The following is a 12,887-nucleotide window of genomic DNA, read 5'->3' as shown; positions in this document are numbered from 1 at the left end:
CCTATGCCTGATCTCGCTTCGCTGATTCAGCCCGACCGCGGCCAGCCCGCGCGCACCATCCACCTGATCGACGCCAAGGGCTTTGACGCCTGGCTCTCGGCCCAGCCTCCGCGCCACCGCACCGCCGCGCAGGCGCAGAAGCTCGCCCCCAGCGGCTATTCGAGCGCGATCCTCCCCGGCGACGGACCCGAGGACTGGTCGGTCGTGACCGTCGTCGCCAATGTCGAGAAGCTCACTCCCTGGTGCCTCGCCAAGCTCGCGGAGACTCTTCCCGAAGGAACCTATCGCGTCGAGGGCCACGAGCCCGGCAAGGCGCTCTACGGCTGGCTCGCCGCCCAGTATAAGTTCGATCGCTATCGCAAGAAGGATGACAAGGCGCAGGGCCCGCGTGTCCTGCTCACGTCGGATCCCGCGAAGATGGAAGAGGCGCTGCGCCTCGCCGACGTCACCTTCAAGCTGCGCGACCGGATCAACACCGGCGCCAACGACATGGGTCCCGCCGATCTCGAAGCCGCCGCCGCGGAGCTCGCCAAGGCGCATGGCGCGACGCTTGCCGTGGCCAAGGGCAACGAGATCGCCAAGGGCTATGGCCTGATCTGGGCGGTCGGCAAGGCCGCCGGCGAAGGCCGCGAGCCACGGCTGATCGAGCTCGAATGGGGCAACCCCGAGCACCCGCGCGTCGCGATCATCGGCAAGGGCGTGTGCTTCGATTCGGGAGGGCTCGACATCAAGCCCGCCTCCGGCATGCGGCTGATGAAGAAGGACATGGGTGGCGCCGCGCACGCGCTCGCGCTCGCCGAGCTCGTCATGCTCAATCGCCTGCCGATCCGGCTCCACATGCTCGTCCCCGCGGTCGAGAACTCGATATCGGGGGAGGCGACGCGGCCGGGCGACGTGATGATCTCGCGCAAGGGGATCAGCGTCGAGAACAGCAACACCGATGCCGAGGGCCGGCTGATCCTCGCCGACGCGCTCACCAAGGCCGCAGAGGCAGATCCGGAGCTGGTGTTCGACTTCGCCACGCTCACCGGCGCGGCCCGCGTCGCGCTGGGCGCCGATCTCCAGGCGCTATTCGCGAACGACGACACCCTCGCCACCGAACTGCTCGCCGCCGCCGAGAGCGAGGCGGATCCGATGTGGCGCCTGCCGCTCTACGATCCGTACAAGGAAATGCTGAAGTCCGACGTGGCAGACATGGTCAACGCGGCCGAGGCACCCTTCGGCGGCGCACTCACCGCAGCGCTGTTCCTCAAGGAATTCGTCCCCGAGAAGGCGGGGTGGGCGCACTTCGACATCTTCTGCTGGAACGGCTCGCCCAAGCCCGGTCGTCCCAAAGGCGCCGAGGCCGTGAGCCTGCGCGCCACCTGGAAGGTGCTCAAGGACCGCTACGCAGCATGAGCGCGCGATACTGAACCGTTCGCCCTGAGCTTGTCGAAGGGTGCGATGAGCGTTGGTCCGTGGATGGCCGCCCTTCGACTGGCTCAGGGCAAACGGGGGATATCAAAGCGCCAGCTTGCGGGCGAAGAAAGAGCACGCCGCGATCCTCGCATCGGCACCGCGCGGCTGCTATGTCGAACGCATGGCCGCCGCACATCCCCGGCTCGCGCTCGCGGCGTGCATTCTTGCCAGCAGCCTGGCCTTCATCGACGGTTCGGTCACCAACGTCGCGCTTCCGGCGATCGGCCGCGACCTTTCGGCCACGCCCGCCGAGTTGCAATGGACAGTCAATGCCTATCTGCTGCCGCTCTCGGCGCTGCTGCTGATCGGCGGCGCGGCGGGCGATCATTTCGGGCGCCGCAAGCTGCTGATCGGCGGGATGGCGCTGTTCATGCTGGCGTCGCTCGCCTGCGCCGCCGCCGCCGATCTGGCGTTCTTGCTCACCGCGCGCGCCGTGCAGGGTGTGGGCGCCGCCATCCTCCTGCCCAACAGCCTGGCGGTGCTCGGCAACAGCTTCGAAGGCGAAGCGCGCGGTCGTGCGATCGGCACCTGGGCGGCGGCGGGGGCGGTCGCCGGAGCAGTCGGTCCACCGCTCGGCGGATGGCTCGTCGACGCGATCGGTTGGCGCGCGATCTTCTTCGTCAACCTGCCCGTCGCGCTCGCGGCGATCCTGCTCGCCTGGCGCTTCGTCGATGAGAGCGCAACGCGCGAGCAGCCGCTCGACTGGCTGGGCGCGACCGCCGCGACGCTGGCGCTCGCCGCGCTCACCTGGAGCCTCACGCTCTGGTCGAGCAGCGGTCGCTTCGATCTGCCCACCGCGCTCGGGCTGGCCGTCGGAACATTGCTCGCCGCGCTGTTCCTGCGGATCGAGCATCGCCGCGGCGCCGAGGCGATGATGCCGCTGGCCATGTTCGGCTCGCGCGCGTTCGCGGGCCTCACGCTGCTGACCTTTCTGCTTTACGGCGCGCTCGGCGGGCTGCTCCTGCTGCTACCCTATGTGCTGATCCAGGCGAGCGGCTATTCGGCGCTGGATGCCGGGCTTGCCCTGCTGCCGATGCCGCTCGGGCTGGCGATCGCCTCGCGGCTGACGGGCGGCCTCACCGAGCGCGTCGGCCCACGGCTGCCGCTCACGATCGGATCGCTGGTGGTGGCGGGCGGGTTCCTGGCGTTGCTGCTGCTGCGCGAGCAGGGCAATTACTGGACCACCGTCTTTCCCGGCGCGGTGGCGATCGCAGTGGGCATGTCGTGCGTCGCCGCGCCGCTCACCACTGCGGTGCTCGCCTCAGTCGACGATCGCCACGCCGGCACCGCTTCGGGGTTCAACAGCGCAATCGCGCGCACCGGCGGGCTCATTGCCACGGCGATCGCCGGCGCCGTCATAGCCACCGCCGGCGCAGCGCTCATCACAGCCTTCCACTTCGCCGCGATCGTGTGCGCCGTGCTCGCCGCGCTCTCGGGCGTCATCGCCTATCTGACGCTTGGCGAGATCAGCGCGAAACCCGAGCCGCAGCCTCGATGATCGGCACGAACTTCTCCGCCGTCAGGCTCGCGCCGCCCACCAGCGCCCCGTCGACATTGTCCACACCCAGGATCGCCTCTGCGTTAGCGCCGGTCACCGATCCGCCATAGAGGATGCGGATCCCCTCGGCGGCGTCACCCACCATCATCTTCAGCTTGGCACGGGCGATGGCGTGCATCGATTCGATCTGGTCCAGCGTCGGGGTGCGGCCGGTGCCGATCGCCCAGCGCGGCTCATAGGCGAGCGTCAGCCAGTCGGGCGCCGCTCCGTCGGGAAGCGACTTCTCGATCTGCGACTGAACGATGCGCTCGGCGCGCCCGGCATTGTGCTCGGCCTCGGTCTCGCCGCAGCACAGGATCACCTCCAGCCCGTGCCGGTGCGCCGCCGCAGCCTTGGCCCAGGCATCGTGGCTGGTCTCGTGCTGGTCCGCGCGGCGCTCCGAATGGCCGACGATGGTCAGAGTCGCGCCGATCTCCTTCAGCATTTCGCCAGAGATACACCCGGTATGCGCGCCCTTGTCGGCCTCGTGCAGGTCCTGCGCACCGATCGGCAGCCCGTTTGCGACGCGCACTGCGGATTCGATCAGCGTGAACGGCACGCACAGCGCCACGTCCACCTGCGGGTGCGCCCGTGCCGCCGCCGCGATCGCCTCGATCTCGCCGAGCTGCGCCTTGAGCCCGTGCATCTTCCAGTTCCCGGCCACCAGCTTGCGCCGCATTCCGTCCTCCCTCTTTGTGCACCGCGATAGCGATCCCGCCGCGCGGCACAAGCTTGATGGCGGCGATCCAGCGCCCTAAAGCACCCCGGACTTCCTCTTACGAACGGCTCTTCATGCTCAGTTTCTTCCGGAGCTTCACCAAGTCGCGTTACGGCTTGATCGTGGTGTTCATCTTCCTCGCGATCATCGCACTCGCCTTCGCCGCCGGCGACATCACCGGCATCCGCACGACGGGCAGCGGCTCCGGCGGAAGCGTGCTCGCCAAGGTGGGCGATACCGAGATCACCGATGCGCAGGTGCGTGACCGGATCGATCGCTTCATCCGCAACGCGCAGCGCGACGGACAGAATGTCACGATGGAGCAGTTCCTTGCCCAGGGCGGACTCGATCTTGCGCTCGACGAGATGATCAACGCCGCCGCCCTGTCCGAATTCGCGAAGGATTCGGGCATGCAGGTGAGCAAGCGGCTGATCGACGGTGAGATTGCCAGCAATCCGGCGTTCTTCGGGCTCGACGGCAAGTTCAGCCAGAAGACGTTCGAGGACCTGCTCTCGCAGAACCGCCTCTCGCCCGCGCTGCTGCGCGAGGGCATGACCGAGGAGCGCTACGGCAACTGGCTGATCAACCGCGCGAGCATCGGCACGCAGGTGCCCGAGGGCGTCGCGCTTCCCTATGCCTCGCTGATGCTCGAGCGCCGCACCGGCGTGGTGGGCCTCGTCCAGTCGATCGCGATGGACCCGGGTCCCGATCCCGACGACAAGGCCCTGACGGCCTATTACACCAGCAACCGCGCCCGCTACATGATCCCGCAGCGCCGGATCGTCCGCTATGCGCTGGTGAAGCCCGATGCGATCCGCGCCACCATGGCTGCTACCGATGCGGAGATCGCCGACGCCTTCAAGAAGGCCGGCGCGCGCTATGCCGCCACCGAGAAGCGCAGCGTCCGCCAGCTCGTGGTGCTCGATCAGGCCGCGGCCAACCGCATCGCCGCCGAAGTGAAGGGCGGCAAGACGATCGCCGCCGCGGCTGCCGCCGCCGGCCTCGAGCCGACCAATTTCGATGGGGCCGAGAAGGCCGAGCTCGCACGCCAGACTTCGCCCGCGATCGCCGATGCCGCCTTCGCCGCTGCGCAGGGCGGTGTGGTCGGTCCGGTCCGCAGCCCGCTCGGCTGGCACCTGCTCCAGGTCGAGAAGATCGAGAAGGTCGCCGCCAGGACCCTCGATCAGGTCCGCGACGAGCTCGCCAGCGAGATCACCCAGCGCAAGACCGCCGAGGCGCTCGCCCGCACGCGCCAGACGATCGAGGATGGCATCGCCGACGGCAAGACCTTCGACGAGACGGTCCGCGACGCCAAGCTCACCGCCGCGCGCACCCCCGCGCTCACCGCGCAGGGCCAGAATCCGGACGATCCCGCCTTCCAGCCCGATCCGCTGCTCGCGCCGGTGCTGCGCGGTGCCTTCGCGATCGAGCAGACCGGCGGCGATCCCGAGCTGGTCCCGGTCGCGCCCGACGGCAGCTTCGCGCTGGTCGCGCTCGACCAGATCGTCCAGGCCGCGCCGCGTCCGCTCGCGCAGATCCGCGATCGGGTGAAGGGCGATTATCTGATGGACAAGGCGCTGCAGAAGGCGCGCGCCGCCGCGACGGCGATCGTCCAGAAGGTGCAGAAGGGCGTGCCGATGCAGCAGGCGCTGGCCGAGGCCGGCGTCACCAAGGGCCCGCCGCCCAAGCCCTTCGACATGAAGCGCTCCGAAGTCGTCGGCCGGCAGGTGCCGCCGTTCATCCAGATGGCCTTCAGCATGGCGCCCAAGACCGCAAAGCTGGTCGAGGGGCCCGATCGCATGGGCTATTACATCGTCCAGCTCGACGTGGTGGAGGAGCACAGCGCCGCGGGCGACAAGGCCGCTATCGCACGGGTGCGGGGCGAAATCGCCCCGCAGGTCGGTGCCGAGCAGGCGCGCCAGTTCATCATGTCGATCCGCAACCACCTCAAGGTCACGCGCAACGACAAGGCAATCGCCCAACTCCGCGCCGATCTGAGCCGCCAGGGCACGGCGGCACGCTGAGGTGACGGAGGGCGTCGAAGCCGCGCGCGCGGCGCTCGCCGCGGGGCGGCCGGCGCTGCTGTGGCGCCGCCAGCTCGCGGATACCGAAACGCCGGTCGCCGCCGCGCTCAAGCTCGTCGAGCCCGGGCGCGGCGACTTCCTGCTGGAGTCGGTCGAGGGTGGATCGGTCCGCGGCCGCCACAGCCTGATCGGCCTCGCCCCCGACCTCGTCTTCCGCGCGACCGCAGGCGAAGCCGAGATCAATCCGCACTGGCTCAGCGACCGCGCAGCCTTCGCCCCCTGCGCCGATCCCGCGCTCGACGCGCTCCGCGCGCTCGTCGCCCAGTGCCGGATGGAAGTTCCCGCCGAGCTTCCGCGCGCACTCGCCTGCCTCGTCGGCTATTTCAGCTACGAGACCGTCGGCCTGGTCGAGAAGCTGCCGCGCCCGCCCGCGAACCCGATCGGCGTGCCCGACATGATGTTCGTGCGCCCCACCGTGGTGCTGATTTTCGACCGGCTGGCCGACACGCTTTTCCTCGTCGCCCCCGTCTGGCCTGACGAAGGCCGCAGCCCCGAAGCGCTGGTGGAGGTCGCCGCCGAGCGGATCGACGCCGTCGCCGCCCGCCTCGCCACCGCCGCGCTCCCCGCCCCCGTCCGCGCCGATCCGCTGGAGGTGGTGCCCACGCCGGTACTGGCGCCCGGCCGCTATGCGGAGATGGTCGCGCGCGCCAAGGACTATATCTCCGCCGGCGACATCTTTCAGGTCGTCCTGGCCCAGCGCTTCACGGCGCCCTTCGCGCTGCCTCCGTTCGAGCTCTACCGCGCGCTCCGCCGCGTGAACCCCTCGCCCTTCCTCTATCACCTCGATCTGCCCGGCTTCGCGCTCACCGGCTCCAGCCCCGAGATCCTGGTCCGCGCCCGCGACGGCGAGATCACGATCCGCCCGATCGCCGGCACGCGGCCCCGCGGCAAGACCGCCGCCGAGGATGAAGCCAACCGCACCAGCCTGCTCGCCGACCCCAAGGAGCGCGCCGAGCACCTGATGCTGCTCGATCTCGGCCGCAACGACGTCGGCCGCGCCGCCGAGGCGGGCAGCGTCCGCGTCACCGACAGCTACACGGTCGAATTCTACAGCCATGTCATGCACATCGTCTCGAACGTGGTCGGCCGCCTCGCCCCCGGCAGCGACGCGCTCGACGCGCTGTTCGCAGGCTTTCCGGCGGGCACCGTCAGCGGCGCGCCCAAGGTCCGCGCCTGCGAGATCATCGCCGAGCTCGAGCCAGAGACGCGCGGCCCCTATGCGGGCGGCGTCGGCTATTTCTCACCCGACGGATCGATGGACAGCTGCATCGTCCTGCGCACCGCACTGGTGAAGGACGGCGTCATGCACGTCCAGGCCGGCGCCGGCATCGTCGCCGACAGCGACCCCGCCTATGAACAGCGCGAATGCGAAGCCAAGTCCGGCGCACTCTTCGCCGCCGCCTGCGAAGCCGTAGCCCGCGCGGCGGAGGCAGGCTTCGGGCAGTAGGAGCCACCGTTCGCCCTGAGCCTGTCGAAGGGCGAACGGAGATTGATCGAAGCGGTCGAAAGTCGCCCTGGCTTAGGGCACCTGCCCTTCCTTCACTCGCCGGTTGAGCCGGTCCTGCGCCCATTGCTGGAGGAACTGGCGCGAGCAGCCCGTCTGGCCGCCGGTGCCCACCGGCGAGCAGCTGTTCGGCAGCCCCGCGCGGTTGACTTCCTCCACCGTCTCCACGCGCCGCGTCCACGCCGACGCCGCCGAGCTCTCGTCGGGTTGGTCGCGGAATTGCTTGGGAATGCGGTACGGCGAATCGCCTGCGTTCGCGCAGACCACCACTTCATCGGGGCCCGAGGGCTTCGGGCATTGCTCGTCGCCATAGAGGATCACCGATCGCACCCGGTTCGGCGGCGCCTGCGGGGTCGACTGGTCCTGCGCCGCCGCGGGCACGGCAAGCAGCGAGGCGGCGATGAGCAGATTTGCGATCATGCGAACTCCATAAACGTCCCGGGTCAACGCGCCGGATCGCCTTCCGTCGCCTGCCACTGTGGCGGCGCCAAGGCAGAACGGTCGTTCGTTACGATTGTCGTAACGCCGCAAAGCCCCTAGTTCGCTTCCATGATCCTCGTCATCGACAATTACGACAGCTTCACCTGGAACCTCGTCCATTATCTGATGGAGCTGGGTGCCGAGGTACAGGTCGTGCGCAACGACGCGCTCACCGCGCGCGACGCGATCGCATCCAATGCCCAGGCGTTCCTGATCTCCCCGGGCCCGTGCACCCCCAACGAGGCCGGTGTCAGCCTCGATCTCGTCGCCGCCTGCGCCGATCTGAAGAAGCCGCTGCTCGGCGTCTGCCTCGGCCACCAGTCGATCGGCCAGCATTTCGGCGGCAAGGTCGTCCGCGGCGGGCTGATGCACGGCAAGACCAGCCCGGTCGAGCACGACGGCACCGGCCTCTTTCAGGGACTTCCCTCCCCCTTCACCGCGACGCGCTACCACTCGCTGATCGTGACCGACATCCCCCAGGACCTGGTCGTCAACGCCACCGCCGCCGACGCCTCGGTAATGGGCGTCCGCCACGCCACGCTGCCGATCCACGGCGTCCAGTTCCACCCCGAAAGCATCGCCACCGAACACGGCCACGCAATGCTGGCGAACTTCCTGCGGATCGCGGGCATCGAGGCGAAGGCGCTGGCGTAGGGCGGCGAGCGCCGCTAGCGAGACTTCATTTCTGAACGGGCACGGTAGGAATACGCCGCCGCTCGACTATCTCCTTGGCGGTCCGATTTTCGGACTCGCCACCGGGCCGAGCTGTTTGCACCTTGCTCACCTTCGTCCGCTTCCATGCCTGACCGGCCGCATCCGCTTCCAGCGTCACTGAAATCGTTCCCGAAACCTGTTCCTTCGCCCGCTCACCAAGCGCTGCATCCAAGGTGGTCGGCTTTTGCAGGATTTCTCCCGTTATCACATCCGCCTCGGCACGTTCACGTCGCATGGCGTTCGGATCGACTTCCAACAGCGTAGTGAAAAGCATGCCGTCGGGCTCAACTGGTTTGGCCGTCAGGATTCCGGGCTTTCGAGCCATGGGGTCGTGGAACAATGCGCCCTCGCGGAGCTCATGCGATCTCAGGTCCACTTCTTCTATGGTTCCGATGATCGACTGCGGGTCACAATCGATGTGGAATGCAGTCCAGGTGAAGATCCAGCGTCCGCAAACCGAGCGATCCCATTCACCGGCCTTCAGCCAGCCATCGAGGCGCATTTCCAGTTCGCTGACATTGAGCAACTGCATCGGTCCGCTTGAGGGCTTGAACACGCGGGCTGGCAATTGCCAGTTACGCCGCCTTTCTTCCGGGGTCGCGTCTTCTTCCAGGTCATACTCCAGCTCCAACCCGCCGTCGCGCACCGCAATCACCCGCTCGTAGAGGGTAGAGTGACCTCTCGAACTCCCCGAGGAACCCCCGCTCGTTTCCTCGGACGTTTCATAGCTTCTGATGATTTCAAACGTTTCCCCGGCTTTGGGCGCCGGCTGCGATTGCGCCCAAGCTCCTGCCGCGGGAAAGAACAACTGAAGCGCAATTGCGATCATTCTCATGTTCTCGAGTCATGCCGATATGCGAAGCCGCTGGCAACGTAGGGTCCGCGCACCGCTGATTGGGCTAGTAAAATAGGATTTGTTCTGCTTTCGTTTCATTCATGCCGAGCAGCAGAACCCCACCTTCCACCCCGCCGCCGCGTCGCTGCTGCGTGGGCGCCGCGTACGTGCCGCGTCGGTGGCGCGTAGCTGTAGCGTGGGTGCTGCATCGCTGCCGCGTCGCCGCCGCGCGGGTGTAGCGTCGGTGGCGCGTCACTGTAGCGTAGGTGTAGCTTCGCTGCCGCTTCGCTGTAGCTTCTCTGTCGCTTCGGCCGAAAACACGAGATCGAGTCAAGCGGAGTCAACCACCCGCCGCAGCCCAGCTTGCCTTCGCGCCAGCAGGATTTGCTCGACTCGGGCGCGCGTCACCGGGATAGAAGCAGGGTGACCACCTACACCGCCCTCCCCGATCCCGCCTCGCCGCTCAGCCGTGAGAATGCCGCGCAAGCCTTCGCCGACATCCTCGACGGCAGCGTCGCCGAGGAAGCGATCGAGCGCTTCCTGATCGCGCTCTCGATCCGCGGCGAGACGAGCATCGAGATCGCCGAGGCCGCCCGGGCGATGCGCGAGCGGCTGATCCCGATCACCGCACCGGCAGGCGCGATCGACGTCTGCGGCACCGGCGGTGACGGGCACCACACGCTCAACGTCTCCACCGCAGTCAGCCTCGTGGTGGCTGCGGCCGGCGTCCCGGTGGCCAAGCACGGCAACCGCGCCGCATCGTCCAAATCGGGCGCGGCCGACACGCTCGAAGCGCTCGGCCTCAACCTCGATCGCGCCGGCGCCCGCGCCGAGGAGAGCCTGCACGAGCTCGGCATCGCCTTCCTTTTCGCCCAGCATCACCACCCGGCGATGGCGCGGATCGGGCCGCTGCGCCGCCGGATCGGCCGCCGCACGATCTTCAACCTGATGGGCCCGCTCGCCAATCCGGCGCACGTCACGCGCCAGCTCATCGGCATCGCCCGCCCCGATTATGCGCCGATCTATGCCGAGGCGCTCGTCCAGCTCGGCGCCGAGGCGGCCGCGGTCGTCTCGGGCGAGGAAGGGCTCGACGAGCTCTCGACCGAGGGTGCGAGCGTGATCGTCAACGTCGGCTGCGCCGGGCTCCCCACGCGGATCACGCCTGACGACGCCGGCCTGCCGCGCCACCCCCTCGCCGCGATCCGCGGCGGCGATCCCGAGCATAATGCCCTCGCGCTGCGCCGGCTGCTCCGGGGCGAGCACGGCCCCTATCGTGACGCCGTACTGCTCAATGCCGCCGCTGCGCTGATGGTCGTCGGCCGTGCCGCCAGCCTGCGCGAAGGCGCCGAGGAAGCCGCCGAAGTCCTCGACAACGGGCTTGCCAACACGCTGCTCGACTGCTGGATCGCGTTCGCATGAGTATTTGGCGCATGAGTATTGGCGCATGAGCAACGTCCTCGATCGTATCCTCGCAACCAAGCGCGCCGAGATCGCCGAGCGCCGCGCGCACCCGCACGCCTGGCCCGAGGCCACCGCGCCGCGCGGGTTCAAGGCCGCGCTGGACACGCGCGTGGCCACGGGCGGCTATGGCCTGATCGCCGAGATCAAGAAGGCGAGCCCCTCCAAGGGGCTGATCCGCCCGGACTTCGATCCCCCCGCGCACGCCCGCGCCTATGCCGCCGGCGGCGCCGCCTGCCTCTCGGTGCTCACCGACCGCGACTATTTCCAGGGCGACGAGCAGTATCTGATCGCCGCTCGCGCCGCCTGCGATCTGCCCGTGCTGCGCAAGGATTTCATGGTCGATCCCTGGCAGGTCGAGGAAGCCCGCGCGATCGGCGCCGACGCGATCCTGATCATCGTCGCCGCGCTCGAGGACGGCGCGATGGCCGATATCGAAGCCGCGGCGATCGAACTCGGCATGGACGTGCTCGTCGAAGTCCACGACGCGCAGGAGCTCGAACGCGCGCTGCGCCTCAAATCGCGCCTGATTGGTGTGAACAACCGCAATCTCAAGGACTTCACGGTCAATCTCAACAACACTTACGAGCTCGTCCGCCTCGCCCCGCAGGGCTGCACCTTCGTCGCCGAAAGCGGCCTCACCACCCGCGCCGATCTCGACGCGATGGCCGAGCACGGCGTGCGCTGCTTCCTGATCGGCGAAGCGCTGATGCGCCAGGCCGACATCGCCGCGGCGACGCGGGAGCTGGTGGGGTGAGGGAATTATGCACCCAGACTCCTTCTCCCCTTGTGGGAGAAGGAAGGGGCCCGCGCCGAAGGCGTGGGAAGGATGAGGGGGATATGCAGCTCACGCCCCCTCACCCTTCCGCCGACTACGTCGGCTCCCTCCCTCTCCCACAAGGGGAGAGGGAGATATGAGTCTCACCCATCTCGACGAAACCGGCGCTGCACGCATGGTCGATGTCGCGGGCAAGGCGGTCACGCACCGCGAAGCCGTAGCCACCGGCCGCATCGCCATGTCCGCCGAAGCCGCCGCAGCGATCCGCGCAGGCAGCGTGGCCAAGGGCGACGTTCTCGCCACCGCGCGCATCGCCGGGATCATGGCCGCGAAGAAGACCGCAGAGTTGATCCCGCTCTGCCATCCGCTTCCCCTCACCCGCGTCGCGGTCGATCTCGTGCCCGACGAAACCGGCGTGACCGTCACCGCCACCGCGGCGACCGAGGGCAAGACCGGCGTCGAGATGGAAGCGCTCACCGCAGCCAGCGTCACGCTGCTCACGCTCTACGACATGGCCAAGGCGCTGGATAAGGCGATGGTGATCTCCGGCGTCCGCCTGCTTTCTAAGACCGGCGGCAAGTCCGGCGATTGGATCGCCCCGGGGGGAGAAGCAGAATGAAGCCGACGCTCTACGCCCACCCCTTCTCCTCCTATTGCCAGAAGGTGCTGGTCGCGCTGTACGAGAACGACGTCGATTTCGAATATCGCGTCATCGACAACAGCGACGTGGTGGAGGAGCTCGAGGCGCTCTGGCCGCTCAAGAAGTTCCCGGTGCTGGTCGATGAGGGCGAGGCCTTTCTCGAGACGAGCATCGTCATCGAGCACCTCCAGCACCGCTATGGCGGCCCGGTGCCGCTGATCCCCGATGCGCCTCAGGCCGCGATCACTGCGCGGATGATGGACCGGGTGTTCGACAATTACGTCATGACGCCAGTGCAGAAGCTGGTGGGCGACGCAATCCGTCCCGAAGACGCACGCGACCCGTTCGGCGTCGCCGAGGCTCGGCGGATGCTCGACACCGTCTATGCCTGGCTCGACGAGCGACTCGCCCCGCATCCTTGGGCGACGGGCGAGCATTTCACTCTCGCCGATTGCGCCGCGGCGCCTTCGCTCTTCTATGCCGATTGGGCGCATCCGATCGCGCCTGCGCGTGCCAGCCTGCATGCCTATCGCGCCCGCCTGCTCGCCCGCCCATCCTTCGCCCGGGCGGTCGACGAAGCTCGGCCCTATCGTCCCTTGTTTCCCTTGGGCGCACCCGATCGGGATTAGGGATTTCTACAGCCTTCGCGGTTAACCGATTCGTCAAGCGCGGCGCACAAGG

General features: G+C 68.3%; 12 protein-coding genes. 9 read left to right on the top strand and 3 right to left on the bottom strand.

The features are described 5' to 3' along the window. Window positions 1-3 precede the first annotated feature (3 nt). Together ACMGDH_RS17890 and ACMGDH_RS17885 are read left to right on the top strand one after the other, a co-directional pair. The gene (locus ACMGDH_RS17890; protein ID WP_436829333.1) at window positions 4-1,398 is read left to right on the top strand and encodes a leucyl aminopeptidase family protein; all 1,395 of its coding nucleotides are present in this window, start codon (window positions 4-6) and stop codon (window positions 1,396-1,398) included. Between the two features lie 115 nt (window positions 1,399-1,513). Further along, window positions 1,514-2,956 carry an MFS transporter gene (locus ACMGDH_RS17885; RefSeq protein WP_436829332.1) on the top strand — a complete coding sequence of 481 codons (1,443 nt, stop codon included), beginning with the start codon at window positions 1,514-1,516 and terminating at the stop codon, window positions 2,954-2,956. Here the strand turns inward: ACMGDH_RS17885 and tpiA are convergent. Next, entirely contained in the window at window positions 2,925-3,674 is a 750-nt protein-coding gene (gene tpiA / locus ACMGDH_RS17880; protein WP_436829331.1) for a triose-phosphate isomerase, read from the bottom strand. The genes ACMGDH_RS17885 and tpiA overlap by 32 nt on opposite strands. A 113-nt stretch (window positions 3,675-3,787) precedes the next feature. Here tpiA and ACMGDH_RS17875 point away from each other — a divergent pair, with 113 nt between their 5' ends. Together ACMGDH_RS17875 and trpE are read left to right on the top strand one after the other, a co-directional pair. Continuing rightward, window positions 3,788-5,737: a peptidylprolyl isomerase gene (locus ACMGDH_RS17875; RefSeq protein WP_436829330.1), complete on the top strand. Its 1,950-nt coding sequence runs from the start codon at window positions 3,788-3,790 to the stop codon at window positions 5,735-5,737. 1 nt (window position 5,738) lies between these two features. Then, entirely contained in the window at window positions 5,739-7,244 is a 1,506-nt protein-coding gene (trpE, locus tag ACMGDH_RS17870; protein WP_436829329.1) for an anthranilate synthase component I, read from the top strand. Between the two features lie 72 nt (window positions 7,245-7,316). On the opposite strand, the gene ACMGDH_RS17865 is transcribed toward trpE, so the two are convergent. Continuing rightward, window positions 7,317-7,721 (bottom strand): hypothetical protein, encoded by a 405-nt coding sequence (locus tag ACMGDH_RS17865; protein ID WP_436829328.1) that lies wholly within the window; start codon window positions 7,719-7,721, stop codon window positions 7,317-7,319. Between the two features lie 129 nt (window positions 7,722-7,850). On the opposite strand from ACMGDH_RS17865, the gene ACMGDH_RS17860 reads away from it, so the two are divergent. Further along, complete coding sequence (locus ACMGDH_RS17860; RefSeq protein ID WP_436829327.1) at window positions 7,851-8,435, top strand: anthranilate synthase component II; 585 nt, start codon at window positions 7,851-7,853, stop codon at window positions 8,433-8,435. Between the two features lie 25 nt (window positions 8,436-8,460). Here the strand turns inward: ACMGDH_RS17860 and ACMGDH_RS17855 are convergent, their stop codons facing one another. Next, window positions 8,461-9,324: a hypothetical protein gene (locus ACMGDH_RS17855; RefSeq protein WP_436829326.1), complete on the bottom strand. Its 864-nt coding sequence runs from the start codon at window positions 9,322-9,324 to the stop codon at window positions 8,461-8,463. A gap of 429 nt (window positions 9,325-9,753) precedes the next feature. Between ACMGDH_RS17855 and trpD the strand changes: the two genes are divergently transcribed. From trpD to ACMGDH_RS17835, 4 genes are all read left to right on the top strand, one after another. Continuing rightward, window positions 9,754-10,749 carry an anthranilate phosphoribosyltransferase gene (gene trpD, locus ACMGDH_RS17850; protein ID WP_436829325.1) on the top strand — a complete coding sequence of 332 codons (996 nt, stop codon included), beginning with the start codon at window positions 9,754-9,756 and terminating at the stop codon, window positions 10,747-10,749. A gap of 25 nt (window positions 10,750-10,774) precedes the next feature. Next, a complete protein-coding gene (gene trpC, locus ACMGDH_RS17845) occupies window positions 10,775-11,545 on the top strand; it encodes an indole-3-glycerol phosphate synthase TrpC (protein ID WP_436829324.1) in 771 nt (256 codons plus the stop codon). Between the two features lie 157 nt (window positions 11,546-11,702). After that, window positions 11,703-12,185: a cyclic pyranopterin monophosphate synthase MoaC gene (moaC, locus tag ACMGDH_RS17840; RefSeq protein WP_436829323.1), complete on the top strand. Its 483-nt coding sequence runs from the start codon at window positions 11,703-11,705 to the stop codon at window positions 12,183-12,185. Then, window positions 12,182-12,835, top strand: coding sequence for a glutathione S-transferase family protein (locus tag ACMGDH_RS17835; RefSeq protein WP_436829322.1), 654 nt, complete (start codon window positions 12,182-12,184; stop codon window positions 12,833-12,835). The genes moaC and ACMGDH_RS17835 overlap by 4 nt, the downstream gene beginning before the upstream one ends. Window positions 12,836-12,887 lie beyond the last annotated feature (52 nt).

The organism is Sphingomonas radicis, assembly GCF_051400635.1.
Taxonomy (GTDB): Bacteria; Pseudomonadota; Alphaproteobacteria; order Sphingomonadales; family Sphingomonadaceae; genus Sphingomonas.
The sequence above is the reverse complement of the archived record's forward strand: the minus strand, read 5'-3'. Positions and strand labels throughout refer to the sequence as shown.

Excerpts from the sequence above, each read along its gene's own strand:
- ACMGDH_RS17890 (WP_436829333.1), top strand. The coding sequence starts at position 4 with ATGCCTGATCTCGCTTCGCTGATTCAGCCCGACCGCGGCCAGCCCGCG.
- tpiA (WP_436829331.1), bottom strand. The coding sequence starts at position 3,674 with ATGCGGCGCAAGCTGGTGGCCGGGAACTGGAAGATGCACGGGCTCAAG.
- ACMGDH_RS17875 (WP_436829330.1), top strand. The coding sequence starts at position 3,788 with ATGCTCAGTTTCTTCCGGAGCTTCACCAAGTCGCGTTACGGCTTGATC.
- ACMGDH_RS17865 (WP_436829328.1), bottom strand. The coding sequence starts at position 7,721 with ATGATCGCAAATCTGCTCATCGCCGCCTCGCTGCTTGCCGTGCCCGCG.
- ACMGDH_RS17860 (WP_436829327.1), top strand. The coding sequence starts at position 7,851 with ATGATCCTCGTCATCGACAATTACGACAGCTTCACCTGGAACCTCGTC.
- ACMGDH_RS17855 (WP_436829326.1), bottom strand. The coding sequence starts at position 9,324 with ATGATCGCAATTGCGCTTCAGTTGTTCTTTCCCGCGGCAGGAGCTTGG.
- trpC (WP_436829324.1), top strand. The coding sequence starts at position 10,775 with ATGAGCAACGTCCTCGATCGTATCCTCGCAACCAAGCGCGCCGAGATC.
- moaC (WP_436829323.1), top strand. The coding sequence starts at position 11,703 with ATGAGTCTCACCCATCTCGACGAAACCGGCGCTGCACGCATGGTCGAT.
- ACMGDH_RS17835 (WP_436829322.1), top strand. The coding sequence starts at position 12,182 with ATGAAGCCGACGCTCTACGCCCACCCCTTCTCCTCCTATTGCCAGAAG.